The 17,707-nt window shown below is 66.9% G+C and carries 18 protein-coding genes; 7 read left to right on the plus strand and 11 right to left on the minus strand.

Translation table 11 applies throughout. The annotated features are described in order from the left end of the window. Nucleotides 1-116: 116 nt before the first annotated feature. From trxA to bioD, 5 genes are all read left to right on the plus strand, one after another. A complete protein-coding gene (gene trxA / locus HWV23_RS16140; protein WP_178291406.1) occupies nt 117-506 on the plus strand; it encodes a thioredoxin in 390 nt (129 codons plus the stop codon). A gap of 116 nt (nt 507-622) precedes the next feature. Beyond that, nucleotides 623-1,735 carry a biotin synthase BioB gene (bioB, locus tag HWV23_RS16145; protein ID WP_178291407.1) on the plus strand — a complete coding sequence of 371 codons (1,113 nt, stop codon included), beginning with the start codon at nt 623-625 and terminating at the stop codon, nt 1,733-1,735. 12 nt (nt 1,736-1,747) lie between these two features. Then, nucleotides 1,748-2,830: a (S)-8-amino-7-oxononanoate synthase BioU gene (bioU, locus tag HWV23_RS16150; protein WP_178291408.1), complete on the plus strand. Its 1,083-nt coding sequence runs from the start codon at nt 1,748-1,750 to the stop codon at nt 2,828-2,830. Next, entirely contained in the window at nt 2,831-4,030 is a 1,200-nt protein-coding gene (locus HWV23_RS16155) for an aminotransferase class I/II-fold pyridoxal phosphate-dependent enzyme (RefSeq protein WP_178291409.1), read from the plus strand. Then, nucleotides 4,027-4,695: a dethiobiotin synthase gene (bioD, locus tag HWV23_RS16160; RefSeq protein WP_178291410.1), complete on the plus strand. Its 669-nt coding sequence runs from the start codon at nt 4,027-4,029 to the stop codon at nt 4,693-4,695. Before HWV23_RS16155 ends, bioD begins: the two co-directional genes overlap by 4 nt. A gap of 115 nt (nt 4,696-4,810) precedes the next feature. Here bioD and HWV23_RS16165 read toward each other — a convergent pair whose 3' ends face one another. The 7 genes from HWV23_RS16165 to HWV23_RS16195 all read right to left on the minus strand — a co-directional run bounded on the left by HWV23_RS16165 (nt 4,811) and on the right by HWV23_RS16195 (nt 10,944). After that, nucleotides 4,811-5,461 (minus strand): ribonuclease HI family protein, encoded by a 651-nt coding sequence (locus HWV23_RS16165; RefSeq protein WP_178291411.1) that lies wholly within the window; start codon nt 5,459-5,461, stop codon nt 4,811-4,813. Nucleotides 5,462-5,646: 185 nt separating this feature from the next. Further along, nucleotides 5,647-6,357 carry a class I SAM-dependent methyltransferase gene (locus HWV23_RS16170; protein WP_178291412.1) on the minus strand — a complete coding sequence of 237 codons (711 nt, stop codon included), beginning with the start codon at nt 6,355-6,357 and terminating at the stop codon, nt 5,647-5,649. A gap of 59 nt (nt 6,358-6,416) precedes the next feature. Next, nucleotides 6,417-7,478 (minus strand): phosphotransacetylase family protein, encoded by a 1,062-nt coding sequence (locus HWV23_RS16175; RefSeq protein ID WP_178291413.1) that lies wholly within the window; start codon nt 7,476-7,478, stop codon nt 6,417-6,419. Nucleotides 7,479-7,481: 3 nt separating this feature from the next. Beyond that, complete coding sequence (locus HWV23_RS16180) at nt 7,482-8,495, minus strand: metal ABC transporter permease (RefSeq protein WP_178291697.1); 1,014 nt, start codon at nt 8,493-8,495, stop codon at nt 7,482-7,484. A gap of 38 nt (nt 8,496-8,533) precedes the next feature. Continuing rightward, entirely contained in the window at nt 8,534-9,274 is a 741-nt protein-coding gene (locus HWV23_RS16185) for a metal ABC transporter ATP-binding protein (RefSeq protein ID WP_246282707.1), read from the minus strand. A gap of 74 nt (nt 9,275-9,348) precedes the next feature. Continuing rightward, complete coding sequence (locus HWV23_RS16190; RefSeq protein ID WP_178291415.1) at nt 9,349-10,362, minus strand: metal ABC transporter solute-binding protein, Zn/Mn family; 1,014 nt, start codon at nt 10,360-10,362, stop codon at nt 9,349-9,351. A 105-nt stretch (nt 10,363-10,467) separates the two neighbouring features. Further along, nucleotides 10,468-10,944, minus strand: a complete 477-nt coding sequence (locus HWV23_RS16195; protein ID WP_178291416.1) for a YbaK/EbsC family protein — start codon at nt 10,942-10,944, stop codon at nt 10,468-10,470. Nucleotides 10,945-11,046: 102 nt separating this feature from the next. On the opposite strand from HWV23_RS16195, the gene HWV23_RS16200 reads away from it, so the two are divergent. Further along, the gene (locus HWV23_RS16200; RefSeq protein WP_178291417.1) at nt 11,047-11,595 is read left to right on the plus strand and encodes a hypothetical protein; all 549 of its coding nucleotides are present in this window, start codon (nt 11,047-11,049) and stop codon (nt 11,593-11,595) included. On the opposite strand, the gene HWV23_RS16205 is transcribed toward HWV23_RS16200, so the two are convergent. Both HWV23_RS16205 and HWV23_RS16210 read right to left on the minus strand, forming a co-directional pair. Continuing rightward, a complete protein-coding gene (locus tag HWV23_RS16205) occupies nt 11,592-12,971 on the minus strand; it encodes a zinc ribbon domain-containing protein (protein ID WP_178291418.1) in 1,380 nt (459 codons plus the stop codon). The two genes, HWV23_RS16200 and HWV23_RS16205, sit on opposite strands and share 4 nt — an antisense overlap. Beyond that, complete coding sequence (locus tag HWV23_RS16210) at nt 12,968-14,152, minus strand: thiolase domain-containing protein (protein ID WP_178291419.1); 1,185 nt, start codon at nt 14,150-14,152, stop codon at nt 12,968-12,970. The genes HWV23_RS16205 and HWV23_RS16210 overlap by 4 nt, the downstream gene beginning before the upstream one ends. A 130-nt stretch (nt 14,153-14,282) precedes the next feature. Here HWV23_RS16210 and HWV23_RS16215 point away from each other — a divergent pair, with 130 nt between their 5' ends. Then, a complete protein-coding gene (locus HWV23_RS16215) occupies nt 14,283-15,467 on the plus strand; it encodes a twin-arginine translocation signal domain-containing protein (RefSeq protein ID WP_178291420.1) in 1,185 nt (394 codons plus the stop codon). A 57-nt stretch (nt 15,468-15,524) separates the two neighbouring features. Here the strand turns inward: HWV23_RS16215 and HWV23_RS16220 are convergent, their stop codons facing one another. Together HWV23_RS16220 and guaB are read right to left on the minus strand one after the other, a co-directional pair. Next, nucleotides 15,525-15,956, minus strand: coding sequence for a MaoC/PaaZ C-terminal domain-containing protein (locus HWV23_RS16220; protein ID WP_178291421.1), 432 nt, complete (start codon nt 15,954-15,956; stop codon nt 15,525-15,527). A 131-nt stretch (nt 15,957-16,087) separates the two neighbouring features. Then, nucleotides 16,088-17,566, minus strand: a complete 1,479-nt coding sequence (gene guaB / locus HWV23_RS16225; RefSeq protein ID WP_178291422.1) for an IMP dehydrogenase — start codon at nt 17,564-17,566, stop codon at nt 16,088-16,090. Nucleotides 17,567-17,707: the final 141 nt, after the last annotated feature.

Below are 17,707 nucleotides of genomic sequence, written 5' to 3' on the forward strand. Positions count from 1 at the left end.
CGGTACCTGCCGTCGCGAGACGCCCAAATAGACACCGTCTGGCTACCGACACTCCCCATGCGCGGCTCGTGCACCTGCCCAAAGGAGTTAACGTCGCCTATCCACTATCGGCTTCCATGAGCGACGCAGAGGATATCGAGGACATCCGCGAACAGAAAAAAGAGCAACTGCAGGCGACCGCAGGCTCGCCGGGCGAGCCGATTCACATCGAAAGCACGGACCACCTCGAAGAGGTCCTCGCGGAGAACCACGTCGTCCTCGTGGACTTCTATGCCGACTGGTGTGGCCCCTGTAAGATGCTGGCACCGACCGTCGAGGAGATCGCGGCCGAAACCGACGCCGCGGTCGCGAAGGTCGACATCGACGAACTCCAGAACCTCGCGCGCGAGTATCAGGTGCAGGGCGTCCCGACGCTGTACCTGTTCGTCGACGGCGAAACCGCAGACCGGATGGTCGGCGTTCAGGACAAGGCGACGCTCGTCGAGAAGATCGACGCCAACGCCTGATTACTCGGGCTTTTCTCGCTTTTTGACGGATAGCGACTGTTTGGGCGAGCAGCGTAGCCCTTCGTTGAACACGAGTCCCCAGTAGATTTATTTGGCTGTAAACTGCTGTGGCTAGCGTGGTTTACGAGACAGGTAACGAAACGGTCGACGACGCGGTCCGGCGGGTACTCGACGGCGAAACCTTAGACCGGACCGATGGGCTGGCGCTTATCGCCCAACCGGCGGAGGCGCTGGCTGCGGGCGCCGATATCGTGCGCCGCCACTACTCGGACGGCACGGTCGACGCTTGCAGTATCGTCAACGCCAAAGCGGGCGATTGCGCGGAGGACTGCGGGTTCTGTGCGCAGTCGGCCCATTTCGACACCGGCATCGACACCTACGGCTTCCTCGGCCCGGAGAAGGTACTCGAAGCCGCAAAGCGAGCAGAAGCCGACGGTGCCCAGCGGTTCGGCATCGTCGTCGCTGAAAAGGGCGTCTCGAAGGAACACCGCCCCGACGAGTGGGCCGAAATCGTCGAGGCGATTCGCCTCGTTCGCGACGAAACCGATGTCGAGGTCGACGCCTCGCTCGGCCTGCTCACACAGGCGGAGGCTGAGGAACTCGCTGCTGAGGGACTCAACCACTACAATCACAACATCGAGACCTCCCGTCGGTACTTCCCGGAGGTCGTCGGCACCCACTCCTTCGAGGACCGCCTGAAGACGCTTCGCCGCGCGAAGAACGCGGGCATGGACCTCTGTGCCGGCGTCATCCTCGGGATGGGCGAATCGCCGACCGACCGCGTCGACGCTGCCATCGAACTGCAGGATATCGGCGTCTCGTCGCTGCCGGTCAACATTCTCAATCCCGTCGAGGGAACGCCGATGGGCGACGCCGACCACGCTGACATCTCGAAGACGGAGGTGCTCAAGACCATCGCCGTCTACCGCTTTTTACATCCCGATTCGCGGGTGCGACTGACGGGCGGCCGCGAGGTCAACCTCGCACCGGACGAACAGCACCTGCCCTTCGAGGCCGGTGCGGACGGCCTCCTGACAGGCGATTACCTCACGACGGAGGGCCAGGACCCCGGCGACGACATCGACATCATGCAGCGGGCCGGCCTGGAACCGAACCGCGAGGTGAACGAGTTCGACCCCGACGAGGTGAAAGAGCGGCACCGCGAACCGGCGCCTGATACCGCCGTCGGAACCGCAACGAGCAACGCACAGAGCGAACTGGACGACTGACACGATACATCTATGGACGACATCAACTTCGCCGTTCTCGGCACCGGTGGCATCGGCCGACGAGCACTCGACTACTCCACGCGGAAGGACCATCTCACCCCCGTCGCGGCGTGTGACCGCCACGGCGTCGCCGTCGACCACGACGGTCTCGACGTCGAGGAACTGCTGGCTGCGACGGAAGGCAACATAGCAAGCGAGGGGCGACGCCCCTCGGAAGAAGCGAGCGGCGACCATCGTGAGCCGCGAGCAGATGGTGGTACGCAAGCGGTCAAACAATCCGGCGCGATGAAAGGCGTCGCGGCCTCCGTACAGGCCGAACCCACGGAAACGCCGATTGACGACATCATCGCCGAATCGGACACCATCGACGCCGTCCTCATCGCCCTGCCGAACCTCGAACACGACTTCATCCCGAACGTCGGCGAGCGCTTCGCCGAGGCCGATTACGAGGGCGTTCTCGTGGACGTGCTCAAGCGCTCCCGCGTCATCGACATCCTCGACGAGCGCGAAGAAACCTACGAGGATTCGGGTATCACTTTCGTCTGTGGCGCGGGTGCAACGCCGGGCTTCCTGACGGGCGCCGCGGCGCTCGCCGCCCAGTCCTTCGTCGAAATCGAGGCGGTCGAAATCCACTGGGGCGTCGGCCTCAAATCGGGCTACGAGGACAACCGTGGCACCGTCCGGGAGGATATCGCCCATCTCGATGGCTACGACATCGAGACCGCGCGCAATCTCACCGACGAGGAAATCGAGGAAATCGTCGCCGAACACGACGGCCGAATCGAGTTCACCGACATGGAACACGCCGACGACGTCCTGCTGGAACGCGCCGGTATCTGCGATGCCGAGGACGTCACCGTCGGCGGGGTCCTTGACGTCCGCTCCGACGAGAAGCCCACGACGACCACCGTCCGCGTGACCGGGCGCACGTTCGACGGCGAGCGCGGGACGAACACGTTCCAACTCGACGACGCGACGAGCATGGAGGCCAACGTCAACGGCCCCGCACTCGGTTATCTGAAGGCCGGCGTCCGCCGGAACCGCGCCGGCGAATACGGCGTCTTCGGGCCCGCCGACCTGATGCCCGGATTTTAAATGAGCCTCCAGCACGCCCACGGATTCGACCTCGAAGCACGCCTCCGTGAGCGCGAACGGCAGGGCCTCCGCCGGTCGCTGGACCCAGTCGAGGAGGTTGCTGGCCGCGCTCGCGTCGCCGAGGACCCGAACGGCGACGCGCCGGCCTTCGGCGAGGAGCGTCTGGTCTTCGCCGCGAACAACTACCTCGGACTGGCGGGCGACGAGCGCGTGGCGGCCGCCGCAGCGAAGGCGGCCCGCGAAATTGGCACCGGTGCCGGCGCCTCCCGACTCGTCGTCGGCGATACGCCCGCGCACCGCTCGCTCGAACGCCGACTGGCCGCAGAGAAGGACGCCGAGCGCGCGCTGGCGTTCTCGTCGGGATACGCGGCAAACGTCGGGACGATTACCGCACTCGACCCCGACGTCATCTTCTCCGACGAACTGAACCACGCAAGCATCGTCGACGGCGCGCGGCTCTCGGGCGCTGCTATCGAGGTCTACGACCACTGCGATGCGAGCGCACTCGCCGACGCGATGGCTGACCGGGCGGAGACGGCTGCACCCGGAGAATCGTGGCTCGTCGTCACCGACTCGGTCTTCTCGATGGACGGCGACGTGGCACCGCTGGAAACCATCTGCGACGTTGCTGACGAATACGGCGCGTGGACGATGGTCGACGAGGCTCACGCTACGGGCGTCTACGAGGGCGGCATTGTCGGCAAGCGTGGCCTGACCGACCGCGTGGACGTCCAGTTGGGCACGCTATCGAAAGCCCTCGGCGCGCAGGGCGGGTTCGTCGCCGGAGACGAGACGCTCATCGAGCACCTGCTCAACGCCGCCCGGTCGTTCGTCTTCTCGACGGGACTGGCACCACCCGCGGCGGCCGCGGCCGAACGCGCGCTGGAACTGGCGTCCGAGCGGCGCGATGCGTTAAAAACGAACGTCGAACGCCTCCGCGAGGGCCTCGACGCGCTCGGCTACGAGGTGTGGGGCGATACCCACATCCTGCCTGTCGTTGTCGGTGACCGCGACGACGCGCTCGCGCTGGACGAGCGCCTGCGGGAGGCCGGCATCGTCGCCCCGGCAATCCGTCCGCCGACGGTCCCTGAGGGCACGAGTCGGATTCGACTCGCGCCGCAGGCGACCCACACGACGGCCGATATCGACCGCTGTCTGGCGGCGTTCGAGGCCGCCGACGAGGAGGCCGGTCTGCTGTGAACCTTGCCGTCGTCGGCACGGATACGGGTGTCGGCAAGACCGTCGTGACGGCGGCGCTGGTCGCTCGCCTGCGAGCGGAGGGCACCGACGCCAGCGCCGTCAAGCCCGCCCAGACCGGCTTTCCGGAGGACGACGACGCCGACTACGTCCGGTGGGCCTGCGGGGACGAGGCGGCGGCCACCCGGCTGCGCACTTTCGGCGAACCGCTGGCACCCGCCGTGGCAGCGCGGCGGGCCGACGACCCCATCGCCTACGAGTCGCTCCTCGCGGATACCCGCGATGCGATGGCTGACGCCGAGGTCAGCGTCATCGAGGGCGCTGGCGGGCTTCGCGTCCCGCTGTCGAACGACCCGCGGAAGGAAATCGTCGACCTCGTTTCGGACCTCGACGTGCCGGCGCTCGTCGTCGCACGGTCGGGCTTGGGCACGCTGAACCACACGGCTTTGACCGTCGAGGCGCTTCGGAATCGTGGCGTATCGGTCCTCGGAGTCGTGCTGAACCGCTACGAGGGCGCGTCGGTCGCCGAACGCACCAATCCCGACGAACTCGAACGGATGTGTGACTGTCCGGTGTGGACACTGCCGGAGTCGAAACTGGAGACGCCTGAAGCCGTCCGAAAACTCGCCGATAACCTGCCGCCGGTCCACAGACAGATGGGGGAGTGACCCCCCGTGTGACACTACGGAGCCCGTTCGGCTCCACCCGTTAGTATGGTTGGACGTACCATAATTCTGTGGCTAGGTCCGTGAGCGGTCGGTTCTGGGCGGCGGCACGCTACCATCAGGGGCCGAAGGCTGCGATATCGGCTCCGACCGTCGCCAGCGCGTCGGCGGGGTTCGGGTCGCTGTCGGCCAGATGCGTGTACTGGTGGTCCGGGATGTTCGATAGTGCCGCTCCGACAGCCTCGCTGTACGTCTCGACGCCCGGTTCCGTCGGGTCCTCGCCGCCCCAGACGTCTCGGATAACCGTCATCGAATCGATACGCACTTCCAGCCTGTGTGGCTCGTAGCGAGCCACCAGTTCGGCGAGGCCGAGCTGGAGGGCGACGTACTCGGCGGTGTTGTTCCCCGCCCGGGAGCCGACGGGCCGACAGAGCCGGGCGAGTTCGTCCTCCGCGGCGTCCATGATGACGGCGCCCGCACCTGCGGGGCCGGGATTGCCGCGTGAACTGCCGTCGACGTAGAGGACGAAGGTATCGCTCGTCACCTCGGGGACGGGCGGCCGAGAGAGCCCCGACGCCAGCAGACTTTCGAGCGCGGAACGCAACTCGTCCGGCGTGGTTTCGGGGTCGAATAGGCCGCCATACCCGGGGACTGCGCCGTCGATGGCGTCGGTGGCGGCGGCCACCTCGTAGCCGACGCCCGCGAGTACGTCGTCGACGAGCGTGGCGAGCGGCGAGAGGTGTTCGGCGGGGAGGGGGTCGTCGGTCACGCCACTCCCACCTTCGGCTTCCGTTCGGGGCACTCGCTCCCGGATGGGTCCGTTGGCTGGTCGCGCCACTCCATATACATACTCGGTAGTCAAGCGGGATAATCCCTTCAGGTAGTGCGCTACCGGGATATCCCGTCGGACGGCATACGCACACCGTTCCTCCAGACAATCGAGACGGTTCGCCCCTATCGGTCCAACACCAGGAAGTAGCGCGCGCCGTCGCCTTCGATGACTTCCGTCACCGACCACGCGGTCGGCACAACGGCCTCGCGAGCGGCCTCGGGGGTCAGACACAACAAATCGAGCCACGGCCCAACGAGGTCGCGGTATTCGGTCCGCATCCGTCGGTGCGCGATACCGGCCCGGGTGTCGAACTCCCGGAGTTCTTCCCTGCCCGCGACGTGATTGTCGGCGACTGCGAAGGGGTCCTTGAGGTCCCCGACGACGCGACCCCCGGGTTCGGTCGTGGCCGCGAGCGCATCGAGCGTCTCCTGAAACGCTTCGACGGTGCCGCCGAGGCCGAACTGCGTCCCGGCGAGAAAGACGCAGTCGGCGACGGCTGGAAGCGATTGCAGGTCCGCTCGTGCGATGCGGTCGACGCCCCGCTCGTCGGCGACGCGGAGCGCTCCCTCGCTGACGTCGGTTGCGAGCACGTCGGCCCCACTGCGCTGGAGGGTCAGCGCGTGCGAGCCGGCCCCGCAACCGGCGTCGACGACCAGTCCCTCGGTCTCGCGGACGCGGTCCAGTGCGGCCTCTGTTTCGGCCGGGAACGACTCGCTGAAATACCACTCGGGATGGCCGTCCCTCGTTTCGCCGGTGTGACTCCGATAGCGACCGCTGCCGTCGTAGGCGTCGCGGTGGTAATCCCGGACCATCGCACCGAAGGCGTCGTCCATGCCCGGAGATGTGACCGGCGGATAAATGTGCCTTATTGTGACACGGTACCGACCACCGCTCAGCGCGGAGCGAGCATCGCATCGACGTCGGCGTAATCACGGAGCAACTCGCCCATCCTATCGACGGTGGCCGTCTCGCGGGTCCGTCCCGAACGGAGGACTCGCTTCGCGCGGTCGAGGGTCGTTTTCGTATCTGTCCGCGCGAGGAGCACGGGCACGCCGGCCGATTCGGCACGTTCGAGGACGGCGTCGGGCGGGCGGATGCCCCCAGTCAAGAGCAGACAGCGGACGCCGGAGGCCTCCAGAACGGTCGTCTGGATGTCCGCCCGGTCGCCCCCGGTGACCAGCGCGGCGTCCCGGACCCCGCTGAGCCTTTCGAGCGCCTCGTTCGCGGTCATCGCGCCGACGACGAACCGCTGGACGAGTGCGTCGGTGCCCGACACGTCGGTCAAGGCTTCGGCGCCCAACTCATCGGCGAGGTCCGCAACGGAGACGCCGGCGAGGTCGGCCTGATACGGGATAGTGCCGTAGACGCGGACGCCACGTGCTTCGAGGAACGGGACGACGTCACTGGCGAGGTCGTCGAAGGCCGCGTCGGGGACGGCGTTGAAGAGGACGCCGCCGAGCCGGTCGCCGAAGCGGTCGGCCGCGGCGAGGATATCGTCGATGTCGGCGGGTTCCTCGTAGTGTGCGACGAGGATGACCGTCGCATCGAGTTTCTCGGCGAGGTCGGCGTCAGTCAGGCCGATACTGGCGCCGCTCGCGGGCGAGCCACTGCCTTCGACGACCACGCGGTCATGCTCGTCTTCGAGGCGCTCGAAGGCCGACCCGACGCGCTCGCGGAGCGTTTCGGGGGCCTCGTTCCCGCGGACGACCTCCTGCAGGAAGGCCGGCGAGTAGACGAGCGGTTCCATCTCGCTGGTGGCGGCATCGAGGTCCAGCACCTCACGGGCGAGCAGCGGGTCCGAATCGAGCGTCTCGTCGACGGCTGACCCGAGGCGTGTCCCCTTCGGCTTCATGTAACCGACGCGTTCGCCGCGCTCTTCGGCCGCGGTGGCCAGCGCCAGCGCGACGGCGGTCTTGCCGGCGCTCGGTTCCGTGGAGGTGACGAGACACGACATGAATTAGCGGGTCGCAAGCGGGTTGGACCGACCGGCGAGGCCGATAGCCAGCAGGTACAGCGCGATGGCGACGATGACGATGGAGCCACCGGAGGGCAGCCCCTGATGGACCGAGATGGCGAAGCCGCCGATGATGGCGAGTTGACCGAAGATGATGGAGAGATACAGCGTCTCCCGGAAGCTCCGGGCCAGTTGGGTCGCGGTCGCGACGGGGATGACCAACATCGCGGCGACGAGGATGATACCGAGGACCTGCATCGCGCCGACGACGACCACGGCGGTCATGACGATAAGCAGGGTGTTGTACCACGTCACGTCGAGGCGAGCGACGCGGGCGGCCTGCTCGTCGAAGGTGATGAAGAGCATCTGCTTGTAGGTCGCGGCGATAATGCCAACGACGATGACGCTGAGGATGGCCATCAGGCGGGCGCCCTCGACGGTGACGACAGCGAGGCTCCCGAAGAGGTAGCTCTCGATGTTAATGCCCGTGTAGCCGCGGCCGTAGCTGATGAGCAGCGTCCCGACCGCGAAACTCCCGGTGAGCATGATGGCGATGGGGACGTCGCCGTAGGTGTCGGTGTGTTCGGCGAGCCATTCGACGCCGAGGGCACCGAGGACGGCGACGACCAGCGCCGACAGCAGGACGGGCACGTCCCAGCCGGTGACGCCGCCGACGAGGAAGCCGACGGCGACGCCGGCGAAGGCGGTATGGGCCAGCGTCTCGCCGATGAGCGCCATCTCGCGGTGGACGAGATAGGTGCCGACAAGCGGCGCGACGATACCGACGAAGACGCCCGTCGACATCGACTGCCACATGAACGGATGCCGGAAGACGTTCGTCCCGAGGGCGGCGTCCATCAGGCGGCCGAAGGCTCGATACTGCTCGTAGAGGCCGCTTGCGACCGGGAAATCCTGCAGCCAGTAGAGGACGATGAAGCCGAGCATGACTAGCGCAAGCAACGCGGTCGCGGCGATGCCGGCGTGCTCGATGGCGCGTCTGCTGGGGAGGATTCCCATCGCGGCTGTCCCGTCGGCTTCGGTCTCTTTCCCCGACATCAGTGGTGGTGGTGGAGGACCTGACCGCTGGTTCCGTAGGCCTCTTCGAGTGCGTTGCTTTCGACGAACGATTCGGTGTCGCCGTGGTGGTAGAGTTCGCGGTTGATACAGGCGATGTGGTCCGCACAGTCGGTGACGACGCCGATGTCGTGTTCGATGAGGATGATGGTGATGCCGTCGTCGTTCAGCGAATCCAGCAAGTGATAGAAGGCGTCACGGGATTCGGCGTCGACGCCGACGGTCGGCTCGTCGAGCGCGAGCAGGTCGGCCTCAGAGGCCAGCGCGCGGGCGATGTAAGCCCGCTGGCGCTGGCCGCCCGAGAGCTGGTTGATGCGGCGGTCGGCGAGGTCGGTGATGCCGACCGTATCGAGAGCCTCGGTGACGGCGGCCTCGTCGGCGTCGGTAAGGCGGCCGATTCCGGCGTGGGCAAAGCGGCCCATCGTCACGACTTCGCGGACGGTGACGGGCATAGTCGAGCCCTTCTCGGTCGCCTGCTGAGAGACGTAGCCGATGCGCTCGCCGGCCTCGAACTCGTCAACGGGTTCGCCGAAGAGTTCGATGGTGCCCTCGTCGGGCGAGTTGAGGCCGAGCATCAGATGCAAAAGCGTCGTCTTCCCGGAGCCGTTCGGGCCGACCAGCCCGAGGAAATCGCCCTGCTCGACGGTGAGGGTGACGTCCTCGACGGCCGGCTGGTCGCCGTAGGCGAACGTGACGTTCTCGAGGGAGACGGCAGGAGGCACGGTAGCTGTCTCTCGGTCGGTGCCGCTCGGATTTATGTTTTCCACATCAGTGGTCGTCTCAGTTTCGGACATCGTTATGCGGCGCCCAGCGCCTCCCGGAAGGCGGGCAGGTTCAGTTCGGTCATCTGGTCGAGATACCCCCAGTCGCGGTCGTTCCACTCCGGCGTGGTGCCCGCGGCGGGGCTGACCGCGCGGGTCTTCTCGGCGTTGCTGTTCTCGACGATGGTTTCGGCGAGGTTCGGCGACTCGAAGCGGTCATAGAGGATGACGTCGATTGCGTTGTCGTCGACGAACGCGATGGTGTCGGCGATGTCAGACTGGCTCGGCTGGGCCTTCGGGGAGATGGCGACCGGCGTGTGAAGCTCGAATCCGTAGCGGGCTTCGAGATACTGAAAGGAGTTGTGACCGGCGAGAACGGCGGTCTCGCGGTCGGCCTCCGAAACCATCGTCTCGAAAGACTCATCGAGGGCTTCGAGGTCCGACTGATACGCATCGGCGTTCTCCTGAAAGGCCGTCTCGTGTTCGGGGTCGGCGGCCGCGAGACCATCGGCGATGTTGCCGACCATCTCCCCTGCGAGGACGGGGTCCGTCCAGACGTGGGGGTCGAACGCACCCTCGTCGTGGCTTTCCGTATCGGTTGCCTCGTGGTCGTCCTCGGTGTGGTTCTCCTCGTGGCCGTCTTCTCCGTTCCCGTGTTCGTGGTCGCCCCTGATGAGTCGGTCTTCGAGGCCGGCCAGCGCGTCGATGACGGCGACGTTCTCGTAGTCGGCCTCCAGCGTCGCGGCGACGTCCTGTGCCCAGCCGAATTCCGGGGAATCGAGATAGACGAAGGCGTCAGTTGCAGCGATATCGGCGGTGATGTTGCCCGTCGGCTCCCAGCCGTGGCCCATCTGGCCGACGTCGACGGGGTCCTCGAAACTCGCGATATCGTCGCTGACCGCCTCCGCCCACTCGTGGAGGGTGAAGAAGGCAGCATAGCCCGACTCGACGCCCTCGCCGCCCTGTGTGGACGTGTCCAGACACCCCGCGGCGCTGGCGGCGAGAAGGCCCGCCCCACTCTGCAGCAACGACCGACGTGTCGGTGACATACACGCCCCTAACCCGTCGTCGACTAAAAGGGTTATTATGAGGAGGATGTGATTTAATAATCTTGGTCGTATAGGCGGGGTCAGTTACTAGACGCGCCGGTGGAGTCAGTCGGCAACGTCGGCGACCTTCGCTCCCGAGAGTTCCCGGAGCATCTCGGGCGTGATGGGGAAGACGGCCTCCGGCGTTCCGGCGGCGCCCCACACCTCCTCGAACTCGGTTAGCGTTTCGTCCATAAATATCGGCACGGAGGTATCGTGACAGAAGGGCGGCACGCCGCCGATGGACCAGCCGAGCGTCTCCTTGATGCGGCCGGCGTCGGCCATCGAGACTTCGCTTTCGTCGACGTCGAGCAGGTCGGCCAGTTTCGGCTCGTTGACGCGGTTGGCGCCGCTGGTTACGACTACGACGAGGTCGCCGGCCGCGTCGAACGCCAGCGAACTGGCTATCTGGGCGACGTCACAGCCGATGGCCTCGGCGGCGTCGGCCGCGGTCTTCGTCCCCTCCGGAAACTCGTGGACCTCGACGTCGAAGTCGTACTCCTCGGCGGCACGCTCGCTGAACTCCTCGGCGCGTGGGTGCATGCGAGCGTGGTGGACCCGCCGGGTCAAGAAACTCTCGCCGTATGTCAAAGGCCCGTTTGAACGTCCGGCATCCCTTTTATATCACCCGTGGAAGAGGGAGGTATGAAGCGACGTGCCCTCCTCGCGGCCGCCGCGGCCGCGACGACGACCGGTGTTGCTGGCTGTCTGCGAAACAGCGGTATCGGCGACTCGAATCCCGACGAAAACGAAGACGACGCTCCCGACGAATCGACCCCCGAAGGGACGCACCTCGTCGACCAGTCCTTCGAGGTCGAACGCATCGAATGTGGTGAGGACTACGGCAGCCACGACGTGACGACCGAAGACCAGACGGTCACCGTCGAGGGGGTCATCGACGGTAACAACACCTGCTATACGGCCGAACTCGTCCGCAGCGAGTACGTCACCGACGAAGACACGCTCTACGTCGAAGTCGAGAGCGTCGACGACGCCGACGAAAACGAGGTGTGTAGCACCTGCATCGTCGAAATAGAGTACATGGCGACCTTCGAGTTCGCGAACGGGACTCCCGACACGATTCGCGTCGACCAGCGCGGCCAGATGTCGGGGTCCAGTTCGGCGAGCGGGAGCGCCAGCGCCACCCCGCCGAGCGAAACAGAGACGGCGACGCCCGAATCGACCGACGACTAATCCTGCGGTAGCGCCTTGAGGCCGTACCGCGGGACGCCTTCCTCGACGTAGACGCGTCGTGGCACCGCGCGAACGGTGTCCCCGACGTCGACGCTTTCGGTGGCCTGCATCGGCAGGGATACCTCACCGTCGCCGGCCGCAAAGCGGACGATAGCCGCGCCGAAGGCCCCCTGTTGGGCCTGCTGTTCGGCGAACTCCGGCGGGGCGCCGCCCTGACCGATGGTCGTCGCAGCGTCGACGGTGCCGTTCAGTTCGGGGCGTACCGGTTCGAAATCCACGAGCGACCGGCAGTCGGGACAGGCGCCGGCCGGCGGGAAGGCGACGGCACCGCACTCGGGACAGCGGCCCGCCTCGTGGCGGTGTCGCTGTGCGACGCTTCGCTGCCAGGTCGGTACCGAGACGTGGGCCGCGCCGCCGTCGGGTTTCTCGCCGACGATATCGCCACGCCGTCGGAGGTAGGCGGGATAATCGAGTTCGCGGTCGCCCTCCAGGTCCGTCTCGACGGGCGCGACGCCCTCGACGACGAAGGCCGTCGAACCGGCGCCCGATCCCCACGCGACGGCCAGCGTCCGGTCGTGGCCTTCGGCGAAGGCCGTAGCCAGCGACAGCGGGACGCTCGCGGCCGCGGTATCGCCCAACTCCGAGACCGTCTCGACCGCCGCGATGGCCTCGTTGTCGAGGCTGGTCCGGTAGGGGAGTTTGCCGTTCGGCGCCTGCACCGCGACGGCGTCGGCCTCGGTCTCGGCCGACAGCGCGTCGACGGCCGCCTCGATGGGTTCGCAAAAGGCTGCCCGGCCGTAGGTCCCGGTATCGAGCCCCGACACGTCGCTCTCGCCGTGGCCGCGGAACCGAGTTCCGGGTCGGACCTCGGTTTCGGTCGCGCGGTCGGCAACGGTCGCGGGCGCGTCTTCGCCGACGACGAAGGCGACGGCGCCGGCCCCGGCGGCGTGTTCGCGGCTGTCGTCCGGTTCGCCCTCGGGGCAATCGGACACGACGACCAGCGCGGTGCCGTCCGTCTCGAGGGCCTCGAAGAGGGCATCGACGCCCGCGCGGGTGCTGCCCGTGTGAACCCGGCGACTCGCTGAGTCGGGAACGCCGAGGTACGACCCCAGTCGTGGCGTCTGGTCTTCCTCCGCCAGCGGCGGGTTCGTCGTCGCGAAGGCGAGGTGGTCGATGGCCTCCCCGTCGGCGTCGCCGGCCGACAGTGCCCGTCGGGCCGCCTGTACGCCCATCGTCAGGGCGTCCTCGTCGCCGTCGGGGACGGCCTTCGTCTCGACGCCCGGCGCGTCGAAACTGCCCCAGGCGTCCTCGAAGGCCTCGGCCGGAACGCGGTTTTCGGGGGCGTAGGCGCCGACCGCGAGGATACCGCGGCTCATGCGTCCACCTCCTCGACGTCTTCCTTCTCAAAGACGTGGACGACGGCCGCCCCGCCGGAACCGCCGACGTTGTGGGTCAGGCCGACCTGCGGGTCGTCGAGTTGCCGCTCGCCGGCCCGGCCCTTCAGTTGGTCGAAGGCTTCGACGACCTGTCCGGCACCCGTCGCGCCGATGGGGTGGCCCTTCGATTTCAGGCCGCCGGAGGTGTTGACGGGCAGTTCGCCGTCCGGCCGGGTAGCGCCCGATTCGATGTAGGGGCCGGCCTCGCCGCGTTCGCAGAAGCCCAAATCCTCGTAGGCCATCAGTTCCGCGATGGCGAAACAGTCGTGCACCTCGGCGAAATCGAGGTCTTCGGGGCTGACGCCGGCTTCCTCGTAGGCCTCGTCGCCGGCCTTCTTCGAGGCGGGCACGGAGTTGTAGGTATCGCGCTGGAAGAGGCCGACGCGGTCGGAGGCGGCGCCGACGCCCGCAACGCGGATGGGGTCGTCGGTGTACTCCTCGACGACGTCCTCGCTGACGACGAGGGCAGTGGCGGCGCCGTCGGTCGTCGGACAGCAGTGATAGAGGTTCAGGGGTTCGGCGACGTCCGGTGCGTTGACCGCATCTTCGAGGGTACAACTGAAGCCGAGATGCGCCTTCGGGTTCTTCGCGCCGTTGTCGTGGTTCTTGACCGCGACGTGGGAAAGTTGCTCTTTCGTGGTTCCGTACTCGCGCATGTGCGCGGAGGCCATCTGGGCGTAGACGCCGGCGAAGGTGGTACCGGACATCCGCTCCCACTCGGTTTCCCCGGAGACGCCGAGCCAGTAGCGGACGGCGTCGCCGGAGAGGTCGGTCATCACTTCGACGCCGCCCGCCAGCGCGACGTCGGCCATCCCCGAGCGGACGGCCATGACGGCCTGTCTGAAGGCGTATCCCGAGGCCGCACAGGCGTTTTCGACGCGGGTGACGGGGACACCGTGGAGGCCGACGTGTTCGGTGACTGCGGGCCCGGGCAACCCGAGTTGTCGGCCGCCGACACCGAGGGTGCCGACGTAGGCCTCGTCGATGTCGTCGATGTCCGCACCGTCGTCGACGCTATCCAGTGTGTTCTCGACCGCCGTACCGAACAGCGACCGATAGCTCTCGTCGGGGAAGGAGCCGTACTTCGATTGGCCCGCCCCAATGACGTAGGCATCTCGCATGGTCGGTGGGTCGATACCTCGACGTATAAACGCGACGACAACGGCAGAAGTGTTTCCCGGTGCGTAGCACTCGGTTCGCGTCGTGTATCGGCATCAACAGTTATCAGGCGTTACGGTGAACCGAACGGCGATGGCCCTCCACAATACCCGTCGACGGTTTCTCGGCGGTCTCGCTGCCGGAACGCTCGTCGGCACCGCCGGCTGTCTTCGTCAGACTCAGGAACGACTCACCAGCGTCGATGCGCCGGATGCCGGCCCGCCGACCTACCGCCGGTGGCTGCCCGCACCCGAGGCGCTCCCCGGTGACGATGACGAATACGGCGTCCATTACCTTCGGATGTCCGACGTTCGGGGGGACGAAACGACCGTACAGGCGGGCGTCAGCCTGCGGAACCTCCACGCTCGGACTGGGAGAGACCCCGTCGGTATCGACGCGGGAGCCATCGAGGAGGTCGTCAAGGTCGGCCTCGTCCGGGCGACGGTGCTTATCGGCGCCTTCGACACCGAGTCGGTCGCCGAAGGCGCGGTCGAGGCCGGCTACGAACCGACGACGACCGACGGCGAGTTCACCATCTACGAACGGTCGAACCCTGACCGGGCCATCGCTGTGGCCGAGGAGACCGTCGTGCATTCTCACGACCGCGAGGACCCGAGGGCGGCCCTCGGCGCGGTGCTCGATGCCCGACGGGGTGAGGCCGACCGATACCACGAGGTCGATTCGACCATCGAGAATCTGACGGCCGCTGCCGGCGCTCCGACGTTCGTCTGGCTGCTCACCGGTGGCGGGCCTGAATCCATCGACGGTGTGACCGATACCGTCTCGGCGATGCAGTTCGACGGCGACCGGGCCGTCTACGCCATTTATTACCTCTTCGAGAGCGAGGACGCGGTCTCGACCGACGCCGTCCGCGAACAGGCGACCCAGGGCGCCCTCCCGCGGACCGCACCGCTCGATATCGAAGCCGACGGACGAACGGTCACCGTCGAATACGCCCGTTCACTCGCCGACCTCGCCGACGAGGGGTACGCGTTGCGCCCGCTCATCGCCTGGGACTTCTCCTACGACGCCGAAACCGGGGACCTAACGATCACCCACCGCGCCGGGGACGAAGCCGATGCCGAGGCGCTGACCGTCGAGGCCGGTGCGCCGGATGTGTCCCTCGAGGCGCAGTTCGCCGACGAACACGACGTCGTGGGACCGGGCGATTCGATTACCATCTCCGTCGAACCGGGAACGAACGTCCGAATCAGGTGGCAGCGCGGCGATTACGGGAGTCAGGTCGGCCGCTATCGGGTCGAATCGAGCGAAGAATGAGCACGAGCGGGAGCGGCGTTACTGGTCGGTCGAGGGGCGTAACGGCAGTCCGTCGTTTCAGCGCGACCAGACGGTCTCGTTACGCATGTCGAAGACCGTGTCACCGTCCACCGTCGCGGTCCGTCGCGTCGTCACCAGCCCCTTGCCGCCCTCGGTGACGTCCGTCCCGAGGATTTCCAGTTCGACGTGGAGGGTATCGCCCGGCCGGACGGGCGCGGGCAGTCGAACGTCGTCGATGTGTCTGGCGGCGACGAGGTCGGAGTCGTCGTAGAACGCCTCGACGACTAGTGGTTGGGTCAGCGCGAAGGTATGGATACCGCTGGCGATGAGGCCGCCGAAGGGTGAATCCGCGGCCGCCTCGGGGTCGGTGTGAATGTCGAGGGGGTCGAACTCCCCGCCGAAGGAGACGATGTCCTCCCGCGTCACCGTGGTCGTTCCGCAGTCGATCGTCTCGCCGACGGTCAGGTCCTCGAACGTGCGGTGACTCATGGTCCGGGATGACGACCCCGAGCGCGAAAGCTCTATTGTGGTGGGCGGTACCGAGCCGCAGGAATGACCCGGCGTGTAGGGATCGGAAAACGAGGGTGGTCGAAATCCGTGGCCGTGAGTTACGCGTCCCGTCAGGTATCGGGGCTGTAGTTCGGCGCTTCGTCGGTAATGACGACGTCGTGGGCGTGGCTTTCGGTCTGGCCGGCCGCGGAGACGCGGACGAACTCCGAGCGTTCCTTGAACTCCGGAATCGTCTGGGCACCGACGTAGCCCATCCCGGACTGCATGCCGCCGACGAGCTGGTGGAGTTCGGAGGACAGCGAGCCCTTGTAGGGGGTCGCGGCCTCGACGCCTTCGGGGACGAACTCCTCGTTTTCTTCCTCGTCCTTCAGGTAGCGTTCGCCGCCGCCGTCATTCATCGCGCCGACCGAACCCATGCCGCGGTACTGCTTGTAGCGCTTGCCGTTGCGGGTGATGACGCGGCCGGGCGCTTCCTCGGTCCCGGCGAAGTACGAACCGAGCATGACGGCATCGGCGCCGGCAGCGATGGCCTTGATGGCGTCACCGGAGTAGCGGATGCCACCGTCGGCGATGACGGGCACGTCGTGTTGGGTGGCCACGTCGGCCACCTCGGCGACGGCCGTAATCTGGGGCATGCCGGACCCGGAGACGATGCGGGTCGTACAGATAGAGCCCGGACCGATACCGACCTTGATGCCGTCCGCGAAGTCGACGATTTCCTCGGCAGCCTCGCGGGTACCGACGTTCCCGACGACGACGTCGGCGTCGACTTCTTCCTTGATTGCGCGGGCCGAGTCGATGACGTCGAGGTTGTGCGCGTGGGCGCAGTCGATGAAGACGATATCGACGCCGGCCTCGTCGGCCGCCTGTGCGCGGTCGGCTTCGAAGGGGCCGACGGCGACGCCGACGACGAGCGAGCCGTCCTCGTCGCGGGCGGCGTTGTCGTATTCGCGTCGGGCGAGGATGCCGGCCATGGTGACGAGGCCGGTGAGGTGGTTCTCGTCGTCGACGATGGGCACGCGCTCGATTTTGTGTTCGTACATGAGTTCGAGCGCCTGCCGGGGGGTGACGTCCTCGTGGGCGGTGATGACCTCGTCGGTCATTGCCTCCTCGACGAGGTCGCTTTCGCCGACTTCGAGGTACGGGCGGATGTCGGTGCCCGAGATGATGCCGAGAACGGTCCCCTCGTCGTCGACGACGGGCGCACCGGAGACGCCTTCGTGGTCCATCATCGCGTCGACCTCGCGGACGGTCTGGTCCGGCGAGGCGGTCACGACGTCGCGAATGATGAGTTCGTCGGCGCGTTTGACCTCCTCGACTTCCTCGACCATCTGCTCGACGTTCATGTTCCGGTGGAGGACGCCGAGGCCGCCCTGTCGGGCCATCTCGGTCGCGAGGTCGGCCTCGGTGACGGTGTCCATCGCCGCCGAGAGCACCGGAATGTTCAGCGTCACGTTCGTCGAGACGCGGGTGGTCATGTCGGCGTCGTCCGGCTCGACGCGGCTTTCCTTCGGCCGTAGAAGAACGTCGTCGAACGTCAATGCCTCTGGTACGCGGAGTTTCTCCGAGAACGGCTCGTCGCTCGCCATGTAAACGGTCAGGCGTCCCCGCCCAAAAACGTTGCGAGAGTCCCGTTCGCCCGGTATGTGACCCCACGACGGGGGTCGGCCGTCCAGACCCCTCCATCGGTGACGTAATCTGTACGCCGCCGCCCACCGATGGATGTCCGT

Source organism: Natronomonas halophila, assembly GCF_013391085.1.
GTDB lineage: Archaea > Halobacteriota > Halobacteria > Halobacteriales > Haloarculaceae > Natronomonas > Natronomonas halophila.

Bases quoted from the DNA above. Each gene is read 5' to 3' on its own strand.
- trxA (WP_178291406.1), top strand. From the start codon at position 117: ATGAGCGACGCAGAGGATATCGAGGACATCCGCGAACAGAAAAAAGAG.
- bioU (WP_178291408.1), top strand. From the start codon at position 1,748: ATGGACGACATCAACTTCGCCGTTCTCGGCACCGGTGGCATCGGCCGA.
- HWV23_RS16155 (WP_178291409.1), top strand. From the start codon at position 2,831: ATGAGCCTCCAGCACGCCCACGGATTCGACCTCGAAGCACGCCTCCGT.
- HWV23_RS16170 (WP_178291412.1), bottom strand. From the start codon at position 6,357: ATGGACGACGCCTTCGGTGCGATGGTCCGGGATTACCACCGCGACGCC.
- HWV23_RS16175 (WP_178291413.1), bottom strand. From the start codon at position 7,478: ATGTCGTGTCTCGTCACCTCCACGGAACCGAGCGCCGGCAAGACCGCC.
- HWV23_RS16180 (WP_178291697.1), bottom strand. From the start codon at position 8,495: ATGGGAATCCTCCCCAGCAGACGCGCCATCGAGCACGCCGGCATCGCC.
- HWV23_RS16190 (WP_178291415.1), bottom strand. From the start codon at position 10,362: ATGTCACCGACACGTCGGTCGTTGCTGCAGAGTGGGGCGGGCCTTCTC.
- HWV23_RS16195 (WP_178291416.1), bottom strand. From the start codon at position 10,944: ATGCACCCACGCGCCGAGGAGTTCAGCGAGCGTGCCGCCGAGGAGTAC.
- HWV23_RS16200 (WP_178291417.1), top strand. From the start codon at position 11,047: ATGAAGCGACGTGCCCTCCTCGCGGCCGCCGCGGCCGCGACGACGACC.
- HWV23_RS16205 (WP_178291418.1), bottom strand. From the start codon at position 12,971: ATGAGCCGCGGTATCCTCGCGGTCGGCGCCTACGCCCCCGAAAACCGC.
- HWV23_RS16210 (WP_178291419.1), bottom strand. From the start codon at position 14,152: ATGCGAGATGCCTACGTCATTGGGGCGGGCCAATCGAAGTACGGCTCC.
- HWV23_RS16215 (WP_178291420.1), top strand. From the start codon at position 14,283: ATGGCCCTCCACAATACCCGTCGACGGTTTCTCGGCGGTCTCGCTGCC.
- HWV23_RS16220 (WP_178291421.1), bottom strand. From the start codon at position 15,956: ATGAGTCACCGCACGTTCGAGGACCTGACCGTCGGCGAGACGATCGAC.
- guaB (WP_178291422.1), bottom strand. From the start codon at position 17,566: ATGGCGAGCGACGAGCCGTTCTCGGAGAAACTCCGCGTACCAGAGGCA.